23 protein-coding genes are annotated in these 24,269 nt (G+C 61.5%); 13 read left to right on the top strand and 10 right to left on the bottom strand.

The annotated features are described in order from the left end of the window. Positions 1-269 precede the first annotated feature (269 nt). A complete protein-coding gene (locus ACX3M4_RS00425; protein ID WP_459356636.1) occupies positions 270-971 on the top strand; it encodes a LuxR C-terminal-related transcriptional regulator in 702 nt (233 codons plus the stop codon). A 163-nt stretch (positions 972-1,134) separates the two neighbouring features. Here ACX3M4_RS00425 and ACX3M4_RS00420 read toward each other — a convergent pair whose 3' ends face one another. Both ACX3M4_RS00420 and ACX3M4_RS00415 read right to left on the bottom strand, forming a co-directional pair. Further along, complete coding sequence (locus ACX3M4_RS00420) at positions 1,135-1,542, bottom strand: DUF4332 domain-containing protein (RefSeq protein WP_459356635.1); 408 nt, start codon at positions 1,540-1,542, stop codon at positions 1,135-1,137. A gap of 45 nt (positions 1,543-1,587) precedes the next feature. Beyond that, the gene (locus ACX3M4_RS00415; RefSeq protein ID WP_459356634.1) at positions 1,588-1,980 is read right to left on the bottom strand and encodes a DUF2267 domain-containing protein; all 393 of its coding nucleotides are present in this window, start codon (positions 1,978-1,980) and stop codon (positions 1,588-1,590) included. 224 nt (positions 1,981-2,204) lie between these two features. Here ACX3M4_RS00415 and ACX3M4_RS00410 point away from each other — a divergent pair, with 224 nt between their 5' ends. The 5 genes from ACX3M4_RS00410 to ACX3M4_RS00390 all read left to right on the top strand — a co-directional run bounded on the left by ACX3M4_RS00410 (position 2,205) and on the right by ACX3M4_RS00390 (position 7,614). Then, positions 2,205-3,764: a helicase HerA-like domain-containing protein gene (locus ACX3M4_RS00410; RefSeq protein WP_459356633.1), complete on the top strand. Its 1,560-nt coding sequence runs from the start codon at positions 2,205-2,207 to the stop codon at positions 3,762-3,764. Between the two features lie 8 nt (positions 3,765-3,772). After that, entirely contained in the window at positions 3,773-4,732 is a 960-nt protein-coding gene (locus tag ACX3M4_RS00405) for a cation transporter (RefSeq protein ID WP_459356632.1), read from the top strand. Positions 4,733-4,838: 106 nt separating this feature from the next. Further along, entirely contained in the window at positions 4,839-6,227 is a 1,389-nt protein-coding gene (locus tag ACX3M4_RS00400; RefSeq protein WP_459356631.1) for a dipeptidase, read from the top strand. Positions 6,228-6,284: 57 nt separating this feature from the next. Beyond that, positions 6,285-6,866 (top strand): LOG family protein, encoded by a 582-nt coding sequence (locus ACX3M4_RS00395; RefSeq protein WP_459356630.1) that lies wholly within the window; start codon positions 6,285-6,287, stop codon positions 6,864-6,866. A gap of 157 nt (positions 6,867-7,023) precedes the next feature. Beyond that, positions 7,024-7,614 carry a DUF1131 family protein gene (locus ACX3M4_RS00390; RefSeq protein WP_459356629.1) on the top strand — a complete coding sequence of 197 codons (591 nt, stop codon included), beginning with the start codon at positions 7,024-7,026 and terminating at the stop codon, positions 7,612-7,614. Positions 7,615-7,846: 232 nt separating this feature from the next. Here the strand turns inward: ACX3M4_RS00390 and ACX3M4_RS00385 are convergent, their stop codons facing one another. After that, on the bottom strand, positions 7,847-8,884 hold the full coding sequence (locus ACX3M4_RS00385) for a phytanoyl-CoA dioxygenase family protein (RefSeq protein ID WP_459356628.1): 1,038 nt from the start codon (positions 8,882-8,884) through the stop codon (positions 7,847-7,849). A 173-nt stretch (positions 8,885-9,057) separates the two neighbouring features. Between ACX3M4_RS00385 and meaB the strand changes: the two genes are divergently transcribed. Both meaB and ACX3M4_RS00375 read left to right on the top strand, forming a co-directional pair. Further along, positions 9,058-10,056, top strand: coding sequence for a methylmalonyl Co-A mutase-associated GTPase MeaB (gene meaB, locus ACX3M4_RS00380; RefSeq protein ID WP_459356627.1), 999 nt, complete (start codon positions 9,058-9,060; stop codon positions 10,054-10,056). Further along, a complete protein-coding gene (locus ACX3M4_RS00375; protein WP_459356626.1) occupies positions 10,053-10,664 on the top strand; it encodes a pyroglutamyl-peptidase I in 612 nt (203 codons plus the stop codon). The genes meaB and ACX3M4_RS00375 overlap by 4 nt, the downstream gene beginning before the upstream one ends. 208 nt (positions 10,665-10,872) lie before the next feature. Here ACX3M4_RS00375 and ACX3M4_RS00370 read toward each other — a convergent pair whose 3' ends face one another. Beyond that, positions 10,873-11,451 (bottom strand): TetR/AcrR family transcriptional regulator, encoded by a 579-nt coding sequence (locus ACX3M4_RS00370; RefSeq protein WP_459356625.1) that lies wholly within the window; start codon positions 11,449-11,451, stop codon positions 10,873-10,875. Between the two features lie 201 nt (positions 11,452-11,652). Here ACX3M4_RS00370 and ACX3M4_RS00365 point away from each other — a divergent pair, with 201 nt between their 5' ends. Continuing rightward, a complete protein-coding gene (locus ACX3M4_RS00365; protein WP_459356624.1) occupies positions 11,653-12,126 on the top strand; it encodes a YHS domain-containing (seleno)protein in 474 nt (157 codons plus the stop codon). A 174-nt stretch (positions 12,127-12,300) separates the two neighbouring features. Next, complete coding sequence (locus tag ACX3M4_RS00360) at positions 12,301-13,671, top strand: TIGR03808 family TAT-translocated repetitive protein (RefSeq protein WP_459356623.1); 1,371 nt, start codon at positions 12,301-12,303, stop codon at positions 13,669-13,671. 185 nt (positions 13,672-13,856) lie between these two features. On the opposite strand, the gene ACX3M4_RS00355 is transcribed toward ACX3M4_RS00360, so the two are convergent. Further along, positions 13,857-14,657, bottom strand: a complete 801-nt coding sequence (locus tag ACX3M4_RS00355) for a dimethylarginine dimethylaminohydrolase family protein (RefSeq protein WP_459356622.1) — start codon at positions 14,655-14,657, stop codon at positions 13,857-13,859. A gap of 12 nt (positions 14,658-14,669) precedes the next feature. On the opposite strand from ACX3M4_RS00355, the gene ACX3M4_RS00350 reads away from it, so the two are divergent. Beyond that, entirely contained in the window at positions 14,670-15,119 is a 450-nt protein-coding gene (locus ACX3M4_RS00350; protein WP_459356621.1) for a GNAT family N-acetyltransferase, read from the top strand. 174 nt (positions 15,120-15,293) lie between these two features. On the opposite strand, the gene ACX3M4_RS00345 is transcribed toward ACX3M4_RS00350, so the two are convergent. Together ACX3M4_RS00345 and ACX3M4_RS00340 are read right to left on the bottom strand one after the other, a co-directional pair. Beyond that, positions 15,294-16,322: an asparaginase gene (locus ACX3M4_RS00345; RefSeq protein WP_459356620.1), complete on the bottom strand. Its 1,029-nt coding sequence runs from the start codon at positions 16,320-16,322 to the stop codon at positions 15,294-15,296. Between the two features lie 35 nt (positions 16,323-16,357). Continuing rightward, positions 16,358-17,536, bottom strand: coding sequence for an aminotransferase (locus tag ACX3M4_RS00340; RefSeq protein ID WP_459356619.1), 1,179 nt, complete (start codon positions 17,534-17,536; stop codon positions 16,358-16,360). 226 nt (positions 17,537-17,762) lie between these two features. Between ACX3M4_RS00340 and ACX3M4_RS00335 the strand changes: the two genes are divergently transcribed. After that, positions 17,763-19,550 carry an SPFH domain-containing protein gene (locus ACX3M4_RS00335; protein WP_459356618.1) on the top strand — a complete coding sequence of 596 codons (1,788 nt, stop codon included), beginning with the start codon at positions 17,763-17,765 and terminating at the stop codon, positions 19,548-19,550. A 19-nt stretch (positions 19,551-19,569) separates the two neighbouring features. On the opposite strand, the gene ACX3M4_RS00330 is transcribed toward ACX3M4_RS00335, so the two are convergent. The 3 genes from ACX3M4_RS00330 to ACX3M4_RS00320 all read right to left on the bottom strand — a co-directional run bounded on the left by ACX3M4_RS00330 (position 19,570) and on the right by ACX3M4_RS00320 (position 21,982). After that, on the bottom strand, positions 19,570-20,190 hold the full coding sequence (locus ACX3M4_RS00330) for a substrate-binding periplasmic protein (RefSeq protein WP_459356617.1): 621 nt from the start codon (positions 20,188-20,190) through the stop codon (positions 19,570-19,572). Positions 20,191-20,305: 115 nt separating this feature from the next. Continuing rightward, a complete protein-coding gene (locus tag ACX3M4_RS00325; protein ID WP_459356616.1) occupies positions 20,306-21,049 on the bottom strand; it encodes a substrate-binding periplasmic protein in 744 nt (247 codons plus the stop codon). A gap of 258 nt (positions 21,050-21,307) precedes the next feature. Then, a complete protein-coding gene (locus ACX3M4_RS00320) occupies positions 21,308-21,982 on the bottom strand; it encodes a substrate-binding periplasmic protein (RefSeq protein ID WP_459356615.1) in 675 nt (224 codons plus the stop codon). 461 nt (positions 21,983-22,443) lie between these two features. On the opposite strand from ACX3M4_RS00320, the gene ACX3M4_RS00315 reads away from it, so the two are divergent. After that, positions 22,444-23,982, top strand: a complete 1,539-nt coding sequence (locus ACX3M4_RS00315) for a SulP family inorganic anion transporter (protein ID WP_459359524.1) — start codon at positions 22,444-22,446, stop codon at positions 23,980-23,982. Positions 23,983-24,269: the final 287 nt, after the last annotated feature.

Below are 24,269 nucleotides of genomic sequence, written 5' to 3'. Positions count from 1 at the left end.
AATTGCCAGTTTTTGTGGTCAACTGCCAAATTTTTGGCGTAATTTGCAAAATTTGCTAGTTTTCCCTATTGGTACGATCATCAATTGTATTGTAGCGTAAGAATGCTGACGCATGGGAAATTCTACCCAATCAAGAAATGCGCGGCAGGCGCGTTCCGACCGATACCGGCAAGGATAGGCGGGGCACGTTTTTCACCCATCAGCGGCTGTCCGGCGTCTGTCGGAGCAGGCGCAAAAAGCGGCACCTCAAGCCGCAAAGGATGTGCACAATGCTTGATCAAACGGAATTGAAAAGCAAGCTGAGAGCAATCTCGGAAGCCAACGCCGCCCATCATGTCCTCGACATTCTAGAATCCAATCTTCGGCGCATGGGGGCAACGCATATCCTCATAACCGGCCTGCCGATGCCGAACCGTCCGATCGACAATCTCGTGCAAAGATTCCGGTGGCCCGATCAACGCAACGACGGCATTGAAAGTACGTCGCTGTCCGCAAACGACAGCGCGCTCATGCTCGGCCTCGGCTCCAACCGCGCCCGGGTTTGGACGATCTCTGCCGGCGACATGGAACATTCCGACCTTCTTGCTTCCGCAGGTGAAGGCAGCCAGATCGTCGTGGTCCCGGTAACGGAACTCTATCCGTTCCAGGCCTTCGTGTTCGCAAGCGGCCCGTCGCTGCAGGTCAACAAATACGATCTTGCCAATCTGGAAGTGCTTGCCGCCGCCGCCTTCTCGCGCCTGCGCGAACTTGGCGTCATTTCCGGCCAGCGTCCCGGGGCTCTGTCGACCCGTGAGCGCAAGGTTCTGGAACTGACCGCCTATGGCAAGACGGCCGGCGAAATCGCCGATGTGCTCGACATTTCCCAGCGGACCGTACACGCGCATCTGCAGAATGCCAGCGTCAAGCTCAACGCCTCGAACAAGACCCACACGGTCGTCGAAGCGCTCCGCTACGGTCAGATCAGCGTCTGACCTGAAGGCGGTACACACCCTGTTCAGGGACTGACAAGGGCGCGCTCGACAGCGCGCCTTTTTTTGCGTTCGTTTTCCGGAGAACTGGAATGCCCGCAAAAGCAAAAGGCGCGCCTTCCGGACGCGCCCTTTTCAAATTCCGGAAAGCCGGAAACTGACGGCCTCAATAGGTCATCATCGGCGGCAATTCCTTGGCCTGGTCGACCCACTTGGTCACCTGGCTTTCGCTCGGCACCTGGCGCACGAGTTTCTTTGCCTCGTTCACCTCTTTCATCTTCTCCGCCAGATTGGCCGCGTTGCGGTGCTTGAGTTCCTTCACCGTGTCGACGCCGGCCGCTTCCAGGAGTTCGGAATATTCCTCGCCCACACCGCTGATGCGCATCAGGTCGGCCATGTTGGCCCATTTCAGGATACGCTTGCCTTCGATCCCGGTCTCGTCTTCCAGCGCCTTGCGTCCCTTCGGATCCTTCGCACGCTCCAGATAGGCTTCGGTCGTCTTTATGCCGAGTTCACCCAGCTTGGCTGCGTAAGTCGGGCCAATGCCCTCGATTTCGTCGATGGAATAAGACATGCGCACTGAACTCCCTAATCAACCGGCGGGCGAACCCTGGGACAGTCATACGATCTGGCTCAACCCCGGTATCTGTGAAACCACTTCATTCACAACATCGTCCCCTGCTTTTTCCTTAGCATAGGTGACGAGTTCTTTGGCAACACTTTGAACGCCCTTCATGTCGAGCCCGGCGTTGCTGAGCTCGTTCAGCACGGCCATCGCGCCCATCGTGCCGCCCATCATGTTTGCCAGGCCACCAAAGAGACCGCGGCCCGACCCCGCCTCCTCCCGGGCGTCCACCAGTTCCTTCGTGCCGGGCAAGGCGTCAAAAATAAGCTGCATCTTGTCCTCAGGTCCCTGCTTGTTGAGAAAGCCGAGGATGATGCCGACCGCGTTGGTGGCAACCTCCTGGTCAACATGTGCCGCCGCCATGACCCGGCTGATGAGCTCTTCCATGAAAATCTCCCGATTGAGTTCCGTGCTGGTGACCGGCACGCCTAAACCTTCTATCCGGGCCTTCTATAAGGTTTACCAACGCGTCAGTCGATGACCAATTCCCTGCCTGCTCACCTTTGACGCATGCCACAACGGCAGTTGACCGGCCATGCTGCAACGGACACTTTCATTTCGACCATGAAACGCTCTAGGCTGCGCCAGCATGCAAGGATTCGGGGGAAACCGTGACGGCTTCAGACAGTATTTTCATCGGTGCCAGCTCCAGGGACGAAACCCTGACCCTCAAGCTCGCCAACCGCCACGGCCTGATTGCCGGCGCGACGGGCACGGGCAAGACGGTCTCGCTGCAGATCCTGGCCGAAGGCTTTTCGAATGCCGGCGTTCCGGTCTTTTGCGCCGACATCAAGGGCGACCTTTCCGGTCTTGCCGCAGAAGGCGTCTCAAAGGATTTCCTGGAAAAGCGGGCACAAGAGGTCGGCATTGCCGCCGACTATTCCTATGAGGCCTCTCCGGCGGTGTTCTGGGACCTGCTCGGCGAACAGGGACACCCGATCCGCACCACCATTTCCGAGATCGGGCCGCTGCTGCTCGCCCGCCTTCTGGAACTCAACGATACGCAGGAAGGCGTCCTCAACGTTCTCTTCGAACTGGCCGACGACGAGGGCCTTCTCCTCCTCGACCTGAAGGATCTGCGCGCGATGCTTGCCCATGTGGCCGAGCGAGCCTCAGAGCTTTCCACAATTTACGGCAACGTTTCCAAGGCGTCTGTCGGCGCCATTCAGCGGCGGCTCCTGGTGCTGGAGCGCCAGGGGGGCGAGAACTTTTTCGGCGAACCGGCGCTCGACATCCGCGACTTCATCCGCACCGCCCCGGATGGACGTGGCATCGTCAACATCCTTGCCGCCGACAAGCTGATGGCCGCCCCCCGGCTCTATGGCGTCTTCCTGCTCTGGCTGTTGTCGGAACTCTTTGAAGAACTGCCGGAAGTCGGCGATCCGGCGAAACCCAAGCTGGTCTTCTTCTTCGACGAGGCGCACCTGCTCTTCACCGATGCCCCCAAGGCCCTGATCGAGAAGGTTGAACAGGTTGTCCGCCTGATCCGTTCCAAGGGCGTCGGTGTCTATTTCGTCACCCAGAACCCGCTCGATGTGCCGGAAACGGTCCTGGCCCAGCTCGGCAACCGCATCCAGCACGCCCTGCGCGCCTTTACCCCGCGCGACCAGAAGGCGGTGCGCGCCGCCGCCGAAACCTTCCGGCCCAATCCCGATCTCGACACCGAAAGGGTCATCACCGAGCTCGGCGTCGGCGAAGCGCTGGTCTCGACGCTGGAAGGCAAGGGCATTCCCTCCATCGTCCAGCGCACGCTGATCCGTCCCCCCTGCTCGCGCCTCGGTCCGGTCGACCAGGCAGAACGGCGGGCCCTGATCCAGTCAAGCCCCGTCTTCGGTGCCTATGACCGCACGCGCGACCGTGAATCCGCCTATGAGGTTCTGGCCAACCGTGCGGAGGAAACGCAGCGCCAGGAACAGCGGCGGCGGGAAAAGGAAGATACCTACGCAACCAAGCATGGGGAGCCCCGCCGATCGCGCTCCGGTTTCCAGCTGCCCGATTTCGGCCGAGACGACCGGCCGCGTCAGGAAAGCCGGCAGCGCCGCAGCAACCGGCAGAGCCAGCGCGACAGCGTGCTGGAAGCCGGCTTGAAGTCTGCCGCGCGCAGCCTCGGCTCGTCGCTCGGGCGTGCACTCGTGCGCGGCCTGCTCGGCTCGCTCAAGCGCGGAAACTAGGCAAACTCATGAGCGGATCTGCGGCAGAGAACCTGGCAGTGGAACGCAAGGCGCTCATGGTCGGCAAATGGGCCAATCTCTTCATGGCCGCCGCCGGGCTCCTGGCCGCCTGGGCCTCCCGCTCAGATGCCATGCTCGTGGATGGGCTCTATTCGGCCGTCAACTTCGTCTCGGCCATCGCTGCAGCGCGTGTCGGCGCCCGTGTCGGCCTGCCCGCGACGCGCTCGCGGCCGTGGGGACATGACTTCGACGAGGTGCTTTACGTCACCTTCCGCAGTCTTATCCTGATCGGCGTGCTGATTTTTGCCGCCGTCATCTCGGCAACCAAGATCTGGACCTTCTATTCCGGCGGCAGCGTACCGGAACTCAATTTCGGCCCGATCGCGGTCTATGTCGTGGTGATCGTTGCCATCTGCCTTGCGCTTGCGGTCAATTTTCACCGCGCCTACCGCAAGACCGGAAAACGCAGTGCCATTTTGAAGACCGAGGCCCGGGCAGCCATGATCGACGGCGCTCTCAGCCTAGGCTCCGGTGCCGCGCTCCTCTCGCTGCCGTTCCTGGAAGGCACGATCCTCGGCCCCTATGTGCCCATCGGCGATGCGGTCGTGGTGCTGATATTGATCCTGGCGATCGTCTGGCAGCCGCTCTCTTCCTTCCGCACGACCCTGGCGGATCTTGCCGGTGTAAGTGCCCCGAGCGGAACCCATGCCAAGGTTGCCCGCACTGCCCGCGACCTTGCCCGGGAGAACGGTTTCCGGTTCCATCGCTCTGCCGTGCTGCAGGCCGGGCGCATGCACTGGGTGGTGGTCTATCTCGACCCGCAGCGCCCCGTTCAGGCAGAGGAGATAGACGCCTTCCAGAAGGCACTTACCGACAAGCTGGACGTGTCGATCGGTCCTTCCCGCGTGGAAATCGTCGTCACGGCGCAGGGCCGCCTTGCGCCGTCTCAGCCCCTGCTGCCGCAATAAGCGAAACGATTTGCGCTCTGCCTTCCTTTGTGGCCTGTTAGGGCCTTCCAACACGGCCTGAGTCCGTCGGGCCCGACCCAATCTGTTTCATTTTCAAGGATCCGTCATGAGTTCCATCGACAAGGTCTTGGCGCGTATCGATGCCAATCTCGACGACAGCCTCGACCGCCTGTTCGACCTTCTCAAGATCAAGAGCATCTCCACCGACCCCGCTTTCAAGGCGCCTTGCCGGGAAGCTGCCGAATGGCTGGCGCGGGAGCTGAACGGCATCGGCATCGAGGCCTCGGTCCGCGACACCACCGGGCATCCGATGGTCGTCGGCCACAAGAAATCCGGCAAGCCGGGGCCGCATGTGCTGTTCTACGGTCACTACGACGTCCAGCCGGTCGATCCGCTGAATCTCTGGAAGCGCGACCCGTTCGATCCGGTCATCGAGACGAAGCCGGACGGCAGCAAGATCATCGTCGCCCGCGGCTCTGCCGACGACAAGGGCCAGTTGATGACGTTCGTCGAAGCCGCCCGCGCCTATCTGGAAGAGACCGGCGACCTGCCGGTCGATGTCTCCATCCTGTTCGAGGGCGAGGAAGAATCCGGGTCCCCGTCCCTGCATCCCTTCCTGGAAGCCCACAAGGACGAACTCTCCTGCGATCTCGCCCTTGTCTGCGACACCGGCATGTGGGACGCCGAGACGCCGGCAATCTCCATCATGCTGCGCGGCATGGTCGGCGACGAGATCATCGTCAAGGCGGCCAGCCGCGACCTTCATTCCGGCTCCTATGGCGGCTCGGCGCAGAACCCGAACCACATCGTTGCTGGCATCATCGCAGGCCTTCACGACGAGAACGGCAAGGTGACCCTGCCGGGCTTTTATGACGGCGTCATCGACATGCCGGAAGACGTCACGAAGATGTGGGACGAACTCGGCTTCTCCGTCGAGGAATTCCTCGGCGATGTCGGACTGAAATACCCGCGCGGTGAAAAGGATCGCATGCCGCTGGAGCACCTGTGGACGCGGCCGACCGTGGAAGTGAACGGCATGTGGGGCGGCTATCAGGGAGCCGGCTCCAAGACCGTTATCCCGGCCGAAGCCCATGCCAAGTTCACCTTCCGGCTTGTCGGCGACCAGGACCCGGACAAGATCCAGGACGCCTTCCGCGCCTATGTGCGCTCCAAGATCCCGGCAGACTGCACGGTGGACTTCATCGCCAAGGAAGGCAGCCCGGCCCTGCGGCTCGACTTTGCCATGCCGGCGCTTGAAAAAGGCAAGAAGGCGCTGAAGGACGAATGGGGCAAGGAAGCCGCCCTGATCGGCATGGGCGGCTCCATTCCGATCGTCGGCGACTTCAAGCGCATGCTCAGCATGGATTCGCTCCTGATCGGCTTCGGCCTGGAGGACGACCAGATCCATTCGCCGAACGAAAAATACAATCTGACCAGCTTCCACAAGGGCATCCGCTCCTGGGCGCGCGTCCTTGACGAACTGGCCAAGAACTGACGGTCAAGGGGCGCGCCCGCTACGGGCGCGCTCTTCCGAAATCCGGAGAGTACCTACATGAAATCCATCTGCGTCTTCTGCGGCTCCAGCTATGGCACGCAGGAAGCCTATTCCGTGGCGGCCAGGGAAACCGGCCGCGTCATCGCGGAGCAGGGGTATACGCTGGTCTATGGCGGCGCCAAGGTTGGGCTGATGGGCACCGTCGCCGATGCGGCGCTCGCTGCCGGCGGCAAGGTCATCGGTGTGTTGCCGCGCGCGCTGCAGGACAAGGAAATCGGCCATGAAGGCCTTACCGACCTGCATCTTGTCGGCTCCATGCATGAGCGCAAGGCCAAGATGGCGGATTTGTCCGACGCCTTCATCGCCCTGCCCGGTGGTGTCGGCACGCTGGAAGAGATCTTCGAGGTCTGGACCTGGGGGCAGCTCGGCTACCACGCCAAGCCCTGCGGCTTCCTAAATATCGAGGGGTATTACGATCATCTGATCACCTTCCTCGATCATCAGACCCGGGAAGGCTTCACAAAGCAGGTCATGCGCGACATGGTGCAGATTGCCGGCACGCCGGCGGAGCTTATTGGTCTTTTTGAAAACTACACACCGCCGTCTGCGCCCAAGTGGATCAAGCGGGACGAGACCTGACAGCAGATCATCCGGAAAGTCCCGCGGCCCCTGCGGCAGCTGTCAGGCTCTGTCCACAGCCTGATCGAACCCCTTTGCAAACAACACGTTCGTTGGTAAACCCGTATTCCATTCGCGCGGTTCAGCAAGGCGCGGTCCAAACAGCCCGAGTATTTCCATGCGTTGCAGTGCCATCGGTTTTGTGTGCCTTTTTGCTCTCAGTGCGGCGGCCTGCGCGCCGACGGCGGATCTTGATGGCACCTCCGGCAGGCTGTCTCGCTCCTCGGATGCGACCCTGGTTCAGATCACCGAAGACCATGTCGGCGGCATCGACAGCTCGACCCAGTATGGCCAGAAAGCCATCGAGGCGGCCCTGCCCGGCTTCACCACCGAAGGTGTGCAGACCGCCAATGAAGACAGCACGGAATGGGCGCTGGCAGCTTTCAACAGCGACGGCTTCCAGGTGCTGCAGGTTTTCAAGGGCCAGAACGGCAAGGTCCGCACAGTGCATGGCGTCACCCCGCAGCTGCAGGGCCCGAACGGCGAGCGCATCGGCATGAGCTTCTCGGATATCGGCACGTCCCGCGCCGATTGCCGCGTCGGCAAGAATCTGTGGCGCGGCATGGCCATCTGCCGTTCCGAGGGCCATCCGAACGTGGAACTGGTCTATGCGATCCCGGGCTATGACGGCCCCTTCGACCGCCTGCCGGTCGAGAACGATCTGTTCGATGCCGAACTGCAGCGAATTCTCTGGACGCCGAAGACCTGATCCGGCGCTCTAATCCAGGCAATCTTCCGACTTTCAGCCGCCCCTCGACCTCATCCTGAGGAGCGCGCTTGCGCGCGTCTCGAAGGATGGGACAAGAGTTCCGAACAAGCGGCCTATCCTTCGAGATGGACCTTCGGTCCTCTTCAGGATGAGGGGATCAATTGGGGGATCATGTTGAAGGTCTTACGCCTCCAGACTGTATCTCGTCTGAATTGAGCTGGGCCTAAACACCTCACACATGCGCCTCCGAGCGCACCATGACGTCGCCGACCTTGCGCCAGACATTGCGCTGACCCAGAACCTTTTCGGCGATATCCGCAAGCTCCATCAGCATCGGCATGCCACGTTCTTTCAGGAAGGGCAGCGAGTTCACGTCGCCGCCGGTCCAGGGCAGGAACGGGTTGCGGCGCATGTGCCAGTGGATTTCCGAGCGGATGGTCGGCTTGGCGGATGGCGTGCGGCCGTGAAAGGCGAAGGTGTCGGCGACGATGAGCGTGTTTTCCGGCACCGCCATCTTCACCGGCTGCGGCAGGCCAAGGGCGGACAGCTCGTCGGCACGGATGCGGAAGGAGCCGCTCGCATGATGCGAGCGCGGGTCCTTGGCCGCCGTCAGCGAGCATTGATATTCCCATTCCAGCCGTTCCGGGGTCAGCTTGTGCGAGCCGGGCACGAAGAAGAACGGTCCGTCCTCTTCGCCCACGTCCTGCAGGAACAGCCAGGCCTTGGAGGTGGCATGGAATGTGTCCGCATGAGCGTCGGACTGCGGGTCCCTTTTCTGGATCTTTTGCGGCTCGACAAGGACCGTCTGCAGAAAGCTCAGCGGCTGCCCGCCCTGAGAGGCCGCATAGCGGATCATGGCCAGCGCCCGAGGGTCCCGCAGCACCCGGGCGAGCGCCGGGCTTTTGGCAAGGAGATCCGGCGGCAACAGGGTCATGCGGGTCACGGCCTGGCCCTGGCGCATTTCGCGCGATTCCAGCGGCCGGCTAAAGACCTCTTCCTTCAACTGGCGGAATATTTCGTCGGGCAGGAAGTTGCGCACGAGGAAATAGCCGTTCTCATCAAAAAAGGCACGCTGTTCAGCGTCCAGCCCTTTCGCAAGTCTCGCCCGGCGTTGTGCGGCAAGACTGGCGGCCAGTTGCACCCGTTTGCGGTGCAGGCCCCATTCATTCAGCCGCTCGCTGCCGAGAATCGGGTTCTTGCGCGGCGACTTGTCGGTTCCGGCAAGACCCAGGACCCAGAGTGGAGCTTTCAGATATGCGAGGGGCGACATGCAGCACCGGCAAAGACTGTTTCGAAACGGCTTCATCTAACACGCTTTGCCCGGTCCGGTTCAATCTTTCAAACGGCACGTTCACGGAATTGCCCGGCGCAACGCAGATTCCTTACCTCTTCTCCCTTTGGCGGCAGTGACCTTTTCCCAAAGCTGCGCTAAAGCCTTGAAGCATGACGACAAAGGCACAGGCACTCGATCCGGCGCAACTGGCAAGCGGCCTCAAGGCTGGCCAAAGGGCGGCGCTCGCCCGGGCCATCACGCTGGTCGAATCGAAAAAGCCGGAGCACCGGCACCTGGCCCATCTGCTCATTCAGGAACTTCTGCCGCTAACCGGCCGGGCATTGCGCGTCGGTATCACCGGCGTGCCCGGGGTCGGCAAGTCGACAACGGTCGATACGCTCGGCTCCAACCTGACTGCTGCCGGACACAGGGTTGCCGTGCTGGCCGTGGACCCCTCGTCCACCCGCACCGGCGGCTCCATCCTTGGCGACAAGACCCGTATGGCAAGGCTCGCCGTCGATCCGGGCGCCTTCATCCGGCCTTCGCCCTCAGCCGGAACGCTCGGCGGCGTCGCCGCCAAGACGCGGGAGACGATGCTGCTCTGCGAGGCGGCCGGCTACGATGTCATCCTGGTGGAAACCGTCGGCATCGGCCAATCGGAGACGACGGTTGCCGACATGGTCGATTTCTTTCTGGTCCTGATGCTGCCCGGCGCCGGCGACGAACTTCAGGGCATCAAGAAGGGCGTTCTGGAAATCGCCGACATGATCGCGGTCAACAAGGCCGATGGCGAAGGCGCGGCCCGCGCCCGCTCTGCAGCCGCCGATTATCGCGCCGCGCTGCACATCCTCGCTCCCAAGACACCCACATGGACACCGCCGGTGATCACCGTTTCCGGTCTTGCCAACGAAGGCCTCGATCATCTCTGGGAACAGGTGACCGTCTATCGCGACCGCATGCAGGCTAGCGGCGAATGGCAGGAGCGCCGCAGCCGCCAGCAGGTCGCGTGGATGTGGGACATGCTGCAGCAGCGGATGATGGAAGCCCTGAAGACGAACTCGAGAACCGCAGACCGGCTCAAGACGCTGGAAACGGAAGTGCGCGAGGGCCGTACGGCGGTCTCGCTTGCCGTCGACGAGCTGTCCGGACTGATGGGACTGAAGGAATGAGTGCGGCGAAGCAGAAGACCATCCTGGTCACCGGCTTCTCGCCCTTCCCCGGCGCGCCGGTCAATCCGACGGAAAGGCTGATGCGGCGCTTGCCTGCCCGGCTTGGCGTCCACAAATCCGGCGTCCGCTTCGTCTTCCACGTCCTGCCGACCACCTGGGCCGGACGGCAGGAGGTGACCGAATGGCTGCGGCAGGAACTCAGACCCGATGCAATCGTGCATTTCGGCGTCGACGGGTCGCGCAGGACGGTCAACATCGAGACCCGCGCCGTCAACAAGGCCATCCGGGTGCGCCCCGATGCGCTTGGGCTTTCTCCGGCACGGCCTGAACTTGCGGCAGGTACCGAACGGGTCCGCGCTGCGACGCTCCCCGCCTGCGCCTTGCGCAGCGCTGCGGAAGCGGGCGGAGCCCCCGCGCGGCTTTCCACCAACGCCGGCACCTATCTCTGCAACGCGACCCTTTGGGATTCGATCGGCTCGGGCATCCCGAGCATCTTCGTGCACGTGCCAGCCCTGCCGAAGGGACCAAGGGACACACGGCCTGCTTATCCAGTTGTCGAGGAAGCGGCCGTCCGGATACTCAGGGAACTGGCGCGGCGGCTGCGATGAAGCATTTTTTCGCGGATGCAGATGATTGCAAATTCGATCAATTGCGCACCTCACCCCGAGGAGCGCGCTTGCGCGCGTCTTGAAGGATGGGCGGCATACCCGGAGCAAGCAGCCCATCCTTGGAGACGGACCTTTCGATCCTCCTCGTGATGAGGTTGATATCCTCAGCTCCGGAGGCCGGGAAGCAAAGTGCTGGTTTGGTCTCCGCTCAATGGCCCCGCGCGAGCAGCAGCTCGACCTGAGCTAGACAATCCCTGGCCATGTCCGCCGCGAGCCCGGCCCTACCCAGCACACGCAGCCCGAAATAGAGGCTCAACAGGCCGCGGGCTTTGCCGCTTGCACGGATTTCCTCGAACCCGTCGCTCTGGAGTGCGCGGCACATGGCGTTTTCCAGCCGGCGAGTCATGGCCTGGAGCTTCGCTGCTGCCTCGTCCCCACCTGCCCGGTCGACCAGCGCATTGCAGAGAAAACACCCCAAACGGTCGCCTTCCTTCAGTGCCATGTCTGCAATGCTTGTGAACAGCCCCAGGATGCGCTCACGCCCCGTGCCTTCCAGGGGATCGCCGAGATAGGCGACGGTCCGGCTCACGACCTTGTCGTTATAGAGGTCCAATGCCGCCAGGTAGATCGACTGCTTGTCCTGGAAGGCCTTGTAGAAGGAGCCCTTGGTGATTTCCATCGCGGCCAGAAGCTCGGCCAGCGACGCTTCCTCGTAGCCGCGGTCCCAAAACAGCGTCATCGCCTTTTCCATCGCCTCGGCGGCGTCGAATTCCCTCGGTCTTGCCATCCCATTCACTCACCTGAAACTTCACGAGATCCTCAACCGGATCTCACGCGCTTGTGTTTTGTACCAATTGGTTCCTAACCCTATGTAAGAGGCACCGGCAGCAACGGTCAAGTGCGCTAAGTTAGGAACCGATCGGTTCCTTTTCTGACAGGCAAATGGATCCGCTGCCGGACCAGTTCAATCCCTTGGGAGAATTCCGACATGTTTGCAAATCTCATCCGCGGTTCCGTCGCGGCGCTCGTCGTGGTCACCGGCCTTGTCTCCAGCGCCTTCGGTGCAGGCTTTGACGTCAATGCCACCGTCACCGGCCTTGCCCTGCGTGGCGTAGACCCGGTCTCCTATTTCGTCGGCGGCGCTCCGCAGGACGGCGACATTGCCATCACCGAGGTTCATAATGGCGCCACCTACCGCTTCGTCTCCGAAGAAAACCGCGATCTCTTCAAGCAGAACCCGGGCAAGTACCTGCCGCAATATGGCGGCTTCTGTGCCTTCGGCGCGGCCATGGGCGTCAAGGTCGACGGCGATCCGGATCTCTGGAAAATCGTCGACGGCAAGCTCTACCTGAACCTCGCCCCTTCCATCCAGGAACGCTGGAACAAGGACATTCCGGGCTTCATCACCAAGGCCGATGAAAACTGGGGTGGCCTGGAAACGGTCGATCCCAGCAGCCTCTGACCGGTCTTTTTGCCCCTGTAGACCGGTTGTCAGACCGGCCAGGCCACGTGCCTGGCCGGTTTTTTTGCTCCAGTTCGTCACGATAAGCTCGTCCGGCACGGCACTTGCTCCTTTCAAGCCAATCACCTGAACCGCATCCCGATCCGGGACGCAAAACAGCAATTGGCCGGACCGATGACAGCAATTCGATCGAAACTGAACCGTCGCGCGTTTCTTGCCGGGACAGCTTTGTGCCTTTCCGGGACAGTCGCCAATGCACAGATGAAGGTCGCGGATCTGCGCGGTTCCATCGATTCCGAAGATCTCGGCCTTCTGCCGAATGCCATCGACGACCAGACCGCACAGTTCCAGAACGCGGTCAACCGCGCCGTCGAACGCGGCCGTGCTCTCTTTCTTCCTGCCGGAACTTATCCGGTTGCCAACCTGCGCCTGCCCTCCGGCACGCTGATTGTCGGCGTACCCGGCCGAACCCGACTCGTCTACCAGGGCGGCGGCGGTCAGTTGATCCGTGCCGAGGGCGTCTCCAATATCGGTCTCACCGGCGTCACTTTCGACGGCGCCAACCGCTCCATCGGCGACTTCACCGAAGGCCTCCTGCATTTCATCGGCTCGAAGGATGTCGTTCTCGACAATTGCGAGATCACCGGCTCTTCCAAGATGGGCCTGTTGCTGGACCGTTGCTCCGGCCGGGTCGAGAATTGCACCATTTCTGGTGCTGCCGAGGCGGGTCTCAGATCCAATGAAGCGACCGGCCTGGCGATCATCAACAACACGGTGACCGACTGCGCCAATGGCGGCATCTGGGTGCACCGCTGGCGCGAGGGCGAGGACGGCACCATCGTCTCCGGCAACCGGGTGGAACGCATCGGCGCGCGCTACGGCGGCACGGGTCAGTTCGGCAACGGCATCAACGTCTTTCGCGCTCACGGCGTCATGGTATCGAACAACCGCGTTGCAGATTGTGCCTTTTCCGCAATCCGCTCAAATGCCGGTTCCAACGTGCAGATCATCGGCAATTCGTGCCTGAGGTCCGGCGAGACCGCGATCTATTCCGAATTCGGCTTTCAGGGTGCGGTGATCGCCAACAACATCGTCGACGGCGGCACGATCGGTATTTCGATCGCCAACTTCATGGATGGCGGCCGCATGGCCATCTGTTCCGGCAACCTGATCCGCAACATCAAGAAGGACGGCCCCTACCCGCCGGAGGTAGCCGGCTTCGGCATCGGCATCGCCGTTGAAGCCGATACGACGCTGACCGGCAACGTGGTCGAGGGGGCACCAAAATTCGGCCTGATGATCGGCTGGGGGCCCTATATGCGTAACGTCGCGGCAAGCCAGAACGTGGTGCGCGACTGCGGCACCGGTATTGCCGTCACCGTGGTCGAAGGCGCCGGATCGGCGGTCATCACCGGCAACATCGTCCAGGGCTCCAAAAACGGCAGCATCAACGGCTACCGCTGGCTGGAGAAATCCACCGGCGAGCTCAACAACAATTCCGAGTTCGACAACCTGACCGTTCACGGCAATCAGGTGGCTGCGTGACTTTCCATCAATGAGCCGAGCTAGACGGGTCTCGTCTTCCACAACCTCATCCTGAGGAGGCCGGAAGGCCGTCTCGAAGGATGGGCCGCTTGCACAGCTGTATGCCGCCCATCTTTCGAGACGCGAGCACGCTCTCTCCTCAGGATGAGGTTGAATGTGGGATAGGCCCGAACGCTAGCCAGGTCCTAGTCCAGCGCAAACCGCAACGACAGGCAGGAGAGCCCGCCGTCGACCTTGCGGGCCTCATGGGTCGGCAGCACCACAGCCGTGAACCCGGCCGCTTCGATGGCAGCGAGTGTCTTCGGATAGCCTTCGGGCACCAGCACCACGTCGTTCACCCGGATGACATTTGCGCAATAGTCTTCGCCTTCCGGCACAACCACGATTTCGCGGTCGCCGAAGAAGCCGCTGTCGGCCATGACTTTCGTTGCCAGGATGACGCCGTCACCAAGGGTCGAGCAGGCCGTCTTGAAATGCAGGACACCTTCCGGCGTCTCGCAGACCTCGGCCGCGTAGCCCCACTCGCCCAGCACACTGGCGAAGGCTTCCGCACCTTCCCGGTCGGTGCGGGCGGAAAGCCCGATCAGGATGACATCGTCCAGCATCAGGATGTCACCGCCATCCACATGGCCGCTGCCGGGCAGCTCCACCACCTTGCCGAAACGCTTGTCGAGGGCGGCACGGATTTCCTTGCCCTCGCCTTCCCGGCTGGCGGTACCAGGTCTGAGCTGGATGGCACCTTCCGGCAGGCAGAAGGCCGGGTCCTCGACAAAGCAGCTGTCCGGATAGTCATCCAGCGGCGGCAGCACGTCCACCGTCAACCCCGCCTCTTGCAAGGCCGCGACATAGAGCTCATGTTCCGCCCGGAATTTCTCGCCGCTCGGGTTGCCGGTATCCACTGCCCGGATGCCGTCGGCCACGCTGTCGGCAGGCGTGCGGGTGATCGCGTGGGTAAAACGGAAGGACAGACCGGAACGATGGGCCATGAGAAAACTCCAGTGACAGAACCAGGCGCCCAACCAGCCATCCGCAAGGCGAAATTGCAAGACGCACCGCAGTTGAAAGCATGCATCAAGCGGGCCTATGCACCGGTAAAATCCATCCTGCCGGACTTGCCCGATGTCTCCTCCGGGGTCGAACAGGACATTCTGGAGAACCACGTCTTCGTCGCCGAAAGCGGCGGACGGATCGCCGGCTGTGCCATTATCGGCCTCAACGGCGACAAGGCTCACCTGATGAACATTGCCGTTGATCCGGACCTCAAGGGCAAGGGCGTCGGCCGATTGCTGATCGAGGCCGTCGAGGCCTACGCGAAGGAGAACGTAGCACGAGAACTGCATCTGGCGACCCACACCGGCATGCCGGAGAATGTCGCGCTCTATTCGCATCTTGGCTGGAGTGAAATGGAAAGAAACGGCAACAAGATATTGATGAAGAAAGATCTTTGAACAATCAAATTTCTTCCACTTCCTCATCCTGAGGAGCCGCGCAAGCGGCATCTCGAAGGATAGGCGGCATATTCAGAAGCCGGCGGCCCATCCTTCGAGACGCGAGCAAGCTCGCTCCTCAAGATGAGGACTCAAGTGTGGTAAGCGCCCAATACGAAGTAGATTTCCACCCCCCTACGGCAATGCCGCCTTAAGAGTGTCCAGGAACTCCTGCCGCGGCTTGATATGCCCGGCCTGGATGCCGCGGCGGGTCAGGACCGGCGGGTTGACGAGGCTGTCCATCAGCGCAGCCTCATCCTCATTCAGCTCCAGCATGGCTTCCAGGACGGTCGCCATCATCACTTCCGAGGCGCGGGTGGCACCGTCGTCGCATTTGAGCGCGATGCCGAAACCGAGTTCCGGAACTGCGGCGCAGAAGACCCCTTCGGCCCCGGTCTTGACGAAGACCCGGCCGCGGAAGGTTTCCATGACCTTGGTGCAGAAGCGGTCGGCACCGGCCACCATGTAGGGTTCGTTGATGCACGCGTCGAAGAGCCGCTCGGCGGCTTCCGCGCGCAAGGGCTCCAGCCCCTCGCCCGTGCCAAAAGCGGCAAAGGCGCGGGCAAAGCTCTTCAGCGGCGAGGCATAGGTCGGGATGGAACAGCCGTCCGTGCCGCAGACATCTTCCGAAAGCGTGTCGCCGGTCAGCTGTTCCATGACGAGCCGGACTTCCTGCTGAACCGGATGCTGCGGATTGATGTAGCCGCGGGTCTCGACGCCCATCACACGGGCAAGACCCAGGAACCCCGCATGCTTGCCGGAGCAGTTGTTATGCAGGCCGCAGGGCGTTTCGTCGGCGAGGATAAGCCTGGCCGCGTCCTCCATCCGCTTCGGCCATTGCGGACCGCATTCCAGGGCGTCTTCGGTGAGACCGGCTTTCAGAAGCATGACCCGGGCGGCATTGGCGTGGACTTCCTCGCCGTTGTGGGAGGCGCAGGCAAGCGCCAGCTCGGCGTCGGTCAGGTCCAGGGCTTCCGCCGCGCCCGATTCCACCATCGGGATCGCCTGCAAGGCCTTGATTGCGGAACGTGGAAACACCCTTGCATCGATATCGCCGATGCTGCAGACGAGCCTGCCGGTACTGTCGGCAACGGCAACCGTGCCGCGATGCAGGCTTTCAATAACGCTGCCGCGGGTGACGTCGACCAGAGCCGGATTGTCCATGGAGTTTCTCATTCCGAAGATTAGATCGTCTCAGGCTAAGCGGATTCGGCTTTGGCCGCAGTCAAAAAAGCGGAAAGCCGGTCCAGGGCCTCATCGATCACCGCGTCCTGCTTGCAGAAGCAGAAGCGGATATAGCCCGTCGGGGCATCCGAGCCATAGAACGAGGAGACAGGAACGGCGGCAACGCCGGCCTGCTTGACCAGCATCTCGCAGGCCTCCACATCCATCCGCCCGAGCCCAAGCCCTTCAAATCCGCAGGTCAGGAAATACGTCGCGTCGCACGGCTGCACGGAAAAGCCCAGGTCCAGAAGACCCGCCGCCATTCGGTCGCGCTTGGCGGTCAGGTCCTGCGCCAGGCCAGCATAGTAGCTGTCGTCCTTGCGCAGGCCATAGGCCACTGCCTTCTGCAGGTTCGGCGGTGTGGTGAAGGTTACCCACTGATGCGCCTTGGCGATCGGATCCATCAATGCCGCCGGTCCAGTCACGTAACCGACCTTCCAGCCCGTCAGCGAAAAGGTCTTGCCGGCGGAGCCGATCCGCACCGTCCGCTCGCGCATGCCCTCGAATGTCATCAGCGGCCGGTGGCGGCCGCCGTCGAAGACAAGATGCTCATAGACCTCGTCGCAGATGGCATAGGCATCGTATTCCTTGCAAAGATCCGCAATGAGCTGCAGCTCGGCGTCGGAGAACACCTTGGCCGTCGGGTTCATCGGGTTGTTGATGAGGATGGCCTTGGTCTTGTCGGAGAAGGCATTTTTCAGCGCGTCCGCATCCAGCGACCAGTTGGGCGGCGTTACCCGGACCCGCACAGGAATACCGCCGGCCTGTTTCACCAGTGGCAGATAACAATCGTAAAGCGGCTCGATCAGCACGACTTCGTCGCCGGGCGAGACCAGCGCGAAGATGCAATCGGCCAGAGCTTCCGTGGCTCCGGACGTCACCATCACCTCGCTCTGCGGATCGACATCGAGCCCGTAGAAACGCTTGTTTGCCTCGGCGACGGCCTGGCGAAGGTCCGGCAGACCCAACATTGGCGGATACTGGTTCGGACCGCTGATCAGGGCGTCTGCGGCCATCCGGCGGATATCCTCCGGCCCGTCCACATCCGGAAAGCCCTGCCCCAAATTGACCGCTCCATGCGCCATGGCCAGCCGTGACATGGTCTCGAAAACGGTGGTGGCGATGCCGGTAAAAACCGGATTGGTCGGTTTCATGCTTCCTCGCAGTGATCTCTTGGCCGGAAACCTGTTGGCCAGAAACCTTCTGACCGGAGTTCTTCCCGCCGGTTCTAATCCCGGCGGCGAAGTCCGTCGAGCCCTTTCCCGTTGGGCGTAACCCACTGCCCCGATCTTGCGGACAACAATCTGAGTGTCGTTGACTCTCTTCGGCACCGGCGCTCAGATAGGCTCCCTGACGGAACCCTCAAGAGGAGGACGTGCGATGCTGGGTGTGATCGTCGGAATTGTGGCCATTCTTCTCGGGGCCAGCGTCATGCTGAAGCGGACCGGAGCGCCTGTCGGCAGTCACCGGATCGTACGCATCTTTTCCAGCCGCATCATGGGCATCGTGCTGGTCGTCATCGGTGCTTTCATGCTGATGTCCTCCTCCTTCATCCTCGTCGATGCCAACAGCGTCGGCCACCTGAAGCGGATCTACGCCTTCAAGGAACTGCCCGAGGGTCGTATCATCGCCCTCGGCGGCGAAAAGGGGCCGCAGGCGCAGATCCTCGGCCCCGGCTTCCATTTCATCCCGCTGGTACGCGTGCTCTATGACTTCGAGGAATGGGACGTCGTCACCATTCCGGAAGGCTATTACGGCCAGCTGACCGCCCTTGACGGCGGCGCGATGCCGTCGGGCATGTTCATGGCTCCAGCAATTCCCGACGATCAGGTCGGCGACATGCTGAAAGCAGAAAGCTTCCTGACCAAGGGCGGCATTCGCGGACCACAGGAAACCGTGCTGAAGCCCGGCCAGTACCGCCTCAACCGCTTTCTCTTTGATGTGCGCCTGGATGAGAACACCAATGCGACCATCATCCCGGCAGGTCATGTGGGCGTTGTGAAATCCAATGTCAGCCAACCCGGCATCAACTGCGTCGAGGAAGAGGTGTCGGCTTCGACCGCTTCGCGCGAAGCGCTTACAGTGCCGCTGGTGCCGCGTGGCTGCGTCGGCATCTGGAAGGACCCGCTCTTTCCCGGCGCTTACTACCTCAACCGTCAGGCCTATGAGGTGACACTGGTCGATACCCGCGTGCAGACCTGGGAATACAAGGGCGGCTACACCAAGCGCATCATCGACCTCTCGGTCGACCAGCAGGGCAATATCCAGCAAAACGAACGCTCAGAGCAGGAGCAGATCCCGAACGATGCCGCAGACAGGGCTGTTTACGTCAAGGTTGAAGGCTGGGACATTCCGCTGGAATTGCGCGCCCTCGTCCAGGTCGATCCCGACAACGCCCCCGTCGTCGTCGGCTCCGTCGGCGGCCTTGAGGAGATCGAGAACCGCATCCTGACACCTGCCATCCGCTCCATCGTGCGCAACGTTGCCGGTGCCTCGATCCGCGTGCAGGACAAGAACCCGGACGGCACTCCCGTCCAGCCGTCCAGCTACACAGTGCGGCCGACACGGGTACTGGACCTGATCGAAAACCGCGATGCCCTGGAACAGACCATCGAGCAGCAGATCAAGATCGAAGGCAACAAGGCCGGTGTCGACATTCGCGAAATCCGGCTGGGCGAACCGGCGATCCCGCCGGAGCTGCTGGTGTCCCGGCTGCGCGTGCAGCTCGCCGACCAGCTCTCGACCGCATATGAGCGTGAGACGGACGCGCAGCAGAAGCGCATTGAGACCGAACAGGCCCGCTCCACCGCCGACGAACAACCGCGTCTGGTGGAAGCGCAGATCGCCGTGCAGGTCGCCAACCAGCGCGAACAGGAACGCGCCGCCCTCGGCCGCGCCGAACGCCAGTATCTGGAAGAGCTCGCTCGGGGCCAGCGGGCCCAGGTGGACGTGCTTGGCCAGGATCGCGTGGCGCTGTTGCAGGCGCTTGAGAAACTGCTGACCTCGCTGGAACGCAAGCCGGAACTGGTCGCGCTGGTCGGCAAGCTGGTGCCGAATACAGTTGTCGGTGGTGATGGCGGTGGCTTTGCCGGCGCGGCGGCCCTCCTCGGTGCCAGCCTTCAGCAGGCACAGCAGCCGGCCGCGAACCGGGGCACGGGCGGGCAATAAGCCGTCCTGCCGGCTTCGCTCAACTGCCTTTCCTGGCGGGCGTTTCCTTCGGCACGCCCAGGAACTCGCGCAGCACCTGTTCGACACGCGGCACCAGATCCCGGTGCCGCTCGTGCAGGTAATGGTAGAAGGGATATTCCCTGAAACTCGCCGGTATCGGCCGGACATCCTCCATACCGAAGCGCTCGATCATTTCCTCGGCGCGGATTTCGCGCACATAGACAACATCGATCCGGCCCTGCTTCAGCATCTCGAAGAGTTGCTCTGGCTCGTCGGCAGACCAGACCTCGGCCGAACCTCGCGCAGCCAGCTCACCAAAGACGGCGCCACGAACATGGCCCGCCCGGAAGGCTTTCAACTCTTCGGCAGACTTGTCCTGCAGGTCCGCCTTGTTGGTGTAGCCATAGGTCGAGACGACAAGCAGCGGTACATCCACCCGGATCAGTGCCGGATGCCGGTCTCCGACAAGGCCGATGCGCACGACCTCGCCATCCGTAACTCCGGACCTTGAATTCACAAGTGCCCGGCTCGGTTCCGTCACGACGGTCTCAAGCTCGATCCCCAAACTGGCATAGGCGTTCTGAAGCAATTTCAGGGCGACCGGCGTCAATCCCGGTGCGTCGAAGGCCGAAAGACGCAACCTCCCTTCTGCCAGAACGACGGAGGGTGCGGATAGAAACGCCAGCAGCAGCAAAAGGCTCAGCCGCCCGACCCAATGTCTTGATAATGCCGGACAGCCCATTGCACCCCCGGGCTCAGCCATAGCCGGATTTGTGCAGCACCGTCCCGTCCCGTTTAGACGGAGATCTGCCACTGCTGGCCGGTTCAGGCTCCCGCATCTTATGCATCATGCGCTTCAGAACGGCTTCGATCTTCGGCACAAGTCCGGCGTGTTTTTGGTGCAGGTAGTGATAGAACGAGATTTCCTCCAGCGACGGGCGCAACGGAAAGACCCCTTCCATCTTCAGATCGCGGATGATCCGGCGGCCGGTGCCCTCGCCCACAATGACAAGATCGATCCGGTCCCGCTGCAGCATCTCGAAGAGCTGCTCCGGTTCATCGGCTGTCCAGACTTCGGCATAATCCTTTGAAAGGGCCTGGGCAAAGCGCGCTCCAGCCACATGGCCTACGCGCAAGTGCCTGAGTTCGCCAAAGCTCTTGCCCATCAGCTCCTGCTTGTTGGTGTAGGCAAACGTCCTGGCGACGACGACCGGAACATCGACGCGGATTAGGCTTTCATGCAGGGCTTCGATGTCGCGGACCCTGACCAGTTCACCGTCGGTCTTGCCGGCCGCGGCATCCAGCAGCGCCCTGCGAGGGCTGGATTTCACCACTTCGATACGGATGCCGAGTTCCGCATAGGCTTCGGTCAGGATCCTTTCGGCGATCGGGGTGAGATTAGGAGCGTCGAACCCCGAAAATTTCAATTTTTCCTGAGCGCTCGCAACGCCGGACACGAAAAAGATGCTCAGCACGGCACACAGAACGAGCCGGTGCATTTCGCCCTCCTTGACTGGCGGACCGCCAATTTGCTCGCAACTTCCCGTTTCAACCACGGACCCGTCCTCCGCAGCTCAAACGCCAGAAAAGTAACCCTACGTGAGAAATAGAGATTTTTGCAACCTGTTTACAATCAGGTTGCGGTTTGTGACAGGGATGCCGCCATGAAGGGTTCACGCACGCATGGTTCGCAGGCTCCATGACGGCAGGGCCCGTCGGTTTCAGATGCAAATTGGGTGTGGACCCAGCCCGGCGGCTTACGACTGCGTGCCGTAGTATTCCCGGGCGATCTTGTCGACGAATCCTTCGTCAACAAGCTCTTTCACAATCCCGTTCAAAAGGTCGAGTTTCTGTGCCCAGTCGGATTTCCTCGAAACACCCAGAAAGAGATCGACGCTGTTGCCGGGGTTATAGGGAGTCTTTTCGATCTTGTCGGCAAAGCCCTGGCGCTTGATGAAATAATCAACCTGACAATCCGTTCCGATCATCACGCCAAAACGCCGCTTCATCAGCATGTCAACAAGGGTCTGCTCCTCCGCGACACCGACCTTGTCCAGCGAAGTGTCATTGTCGAACCGGTCGAAATAGGCTGAGTGCAGCACGTAACCGACCTGGTTTTGCGCCAGGTCTTCGTAGGAGCGGATCTTGTCGCCCTGACCGGCGATCGTATAAAAGGATGTGGTGCATTTGAAATAGGGCGTGTCGGTGTAGGCGATGTATTCGGCCCGCTCGGTCCGGTAGGCGAGCCCGGTCATCACGTCGACCCCACCCGATTGCATCTCCGTAAGCGCCCGCCCCCAGGGCATCTTGGCCACCTGCAGCTCTGCACCCGCCCGTTTTGCGATTTCGTCGATGAGGTCGAGATCCAGCCCGATCAGGTTTTCACCCTCCGATATCCGGAAGGGTGGCCAGTCATCCGTCGCCAGAACCATTTCGTCAGCCTGTGCAAGCCCGACAGGTGACAAAAGCAAAAGCGAAAACAAACAGCACTTTGAACGAGAAAAATTCACGACAACAACTCCTGATTATTTATGGATTGCAGTTGTCACCTGTCATCATCAAATATTATCCCATAAAAATTCGCAATATCGTCATTTGTATCCAGACATTTGCGAATATTTCCTGGACGAAAATTGATTAATTTGTTCAATGATTTCTGCCCCTTCCCTGAATCAGTTTCCCAACCTTTGGGCAAGCTGCCACCCGATGCATGGCTGCTTCCCGTCCCGTGCCTTGCTGCATTGCAAAAAATCCTTTAGAAGACCGGACTTGATCCAGGTCAAAGAGCGAGTGTCCGGGCAGGTCCGGCTCCGACCTTCAAAACCACACGAAATATCTGGAGCAGCCCGTGTCAGCACGCGCGGAGGCCATTGCGCCCGCTAAACCTGTTAAGATGGATGCTTCCCGCATCAAGACGGAACTTCTCGCCGGCCTGACCGTGGCCCTGGCCCTCGTTCCGGAAGCCGTCGCCTTTGCCTTTGTCGCTGGCGTCAATCCGCTGGTCGGGCTTTACGCAGCCTTCTTTGTCGGCCTGATCACCGCCTGCATTGGCGGCCGTCCCGGCATGATTTCCGGTGCCACCGGCGCTCTTGCCGTGGTCATGGTCTCGCTGGTGAGCCAGCACGGGGTCGAATACCTTTTCGCGACTGTGGTGCTGATGGGCATTATCCAGATTGCCGTCGGCTTGCTCAAATGGGGCAAGTTCATCCGCATGGTGCCGCATCCGGTGATGCTCGGCTTCGTCAATGGCCTGGCTATCGTCATCTTTCTCGCCCAGCTCGGCCAGTTCAAGGTGCCGGACGGCAATGGCGACCTGACCTGGATGGAAGGCTCGCAGCTCTACCTGATGCTGGGCCTGATCGCGCTGACCATGGCCGTCATCTGGTTCCTGCCGAAACTCACCAAGTCCTTCCCTGCACCGCTTGCCGGTATTCTGGTCGTCTCGGCCCTCGTCCTCGGCTTCAACCTGGACACCCGCTCGGTCGGCGACCTCGCGTCGATTGCCGGCGGCCTGCCGGATTTCCACATTCCGATGGTGCCGCTCACCCTTGAGACGCTCAAGATCATCTTCCCTTATGCAGTGATCCTGGCTGCCATCGGCCTGATCGAATCCCTGTTGACGCTGAACCTTGTCGCTGACCTGACGAACACCAAGGGCGGTGCCTCCAAGGAATGTGTCGCTCAGGGCACGGCCAACATCGTCACCGGATTTTTCGGCGGCATGGGCGGTTGCGCCATGATCGGCCAGTCGATGATCAACGTGAAGTCCGGCGCCCGCACACGCCTTTCCGGCATTGCCGCAGCGCTCTTCCTTTTGTCCTTCATCGTCGTTGCATCGCAGCTGATCGAGCAGATCCCGGTCGCGGCCCTCGTCGGCGTCATGTTCATGGTCGTCATCGGCACCTTTGCCTGGACCAGCCTGAAGATCGTGCACAAGATCCCGCTGATCGACGCCCTGGTGATGGTCATCGTCACCTGCGTCACCGTCTATTCGGACCTGGCAGTCGCCGTCGTTGTCGGTGTGATCATCTCCGCCCTCGCCTATGCCTGGAACGCCGCCAGCCGCATCAGTGCACGGATCGGCACCAGCAAGGAAGGCTGGAAAGTCTACCGCCTCACCGGCCCGCTCTTCTTCGGCTCCACCACCGGCTTTGTGGACCTGTTCGATCCGGTCGGCGATCCTGAAGATGTGGTCGTCGACTTCATCGACAGCCGCGTGGTCGACCATTCGGGCTTGGAAGCGATCGACGCGCTCGCCTCAAAGTACGAGGCGGCCGGCAAGCGCCTGCATTTGCGCCACCTGTCACCGGACTGCCAGAAGCTGCTCGCCAAGGCAGGCAACCTGATCGAGGTCTCGGTCCTGGAAGATCCCGACTACGAGGTTGCCGTAGACTACGGTCACAAATTCGACCGGGCGGAACAGGCCTCCTGAGCCTGCCGGAACGGTCCCTTTTATATGCATCCTTGAAGACCCGCTGATCGGATCGGCGGGTCTTTTTCGTTCCAACCACCTCTCCGTCGTCATCCCGGCCGCGCGCAGCAAGAGCCGGGACCGGGGAGGCAAAGCCCCCGCGTTTTCTTCGAAACAACCGATGGATCTCAACTCACCGGTCCCGGATCTTCGCTGCGCTGCGTCCGGGATGACGATGGAGAGTTTCGCCTTCGGGACCAAGTCATTCGAGGAAGTATCTGCCCGCAAACAGGTCCTGACGGATTGCC

The organism is Roseibium sp. M-1, assembly GCF_054515675.1.
This window is presented reverse-complemented; position numbering and strand designations above follow the sequence as displayed.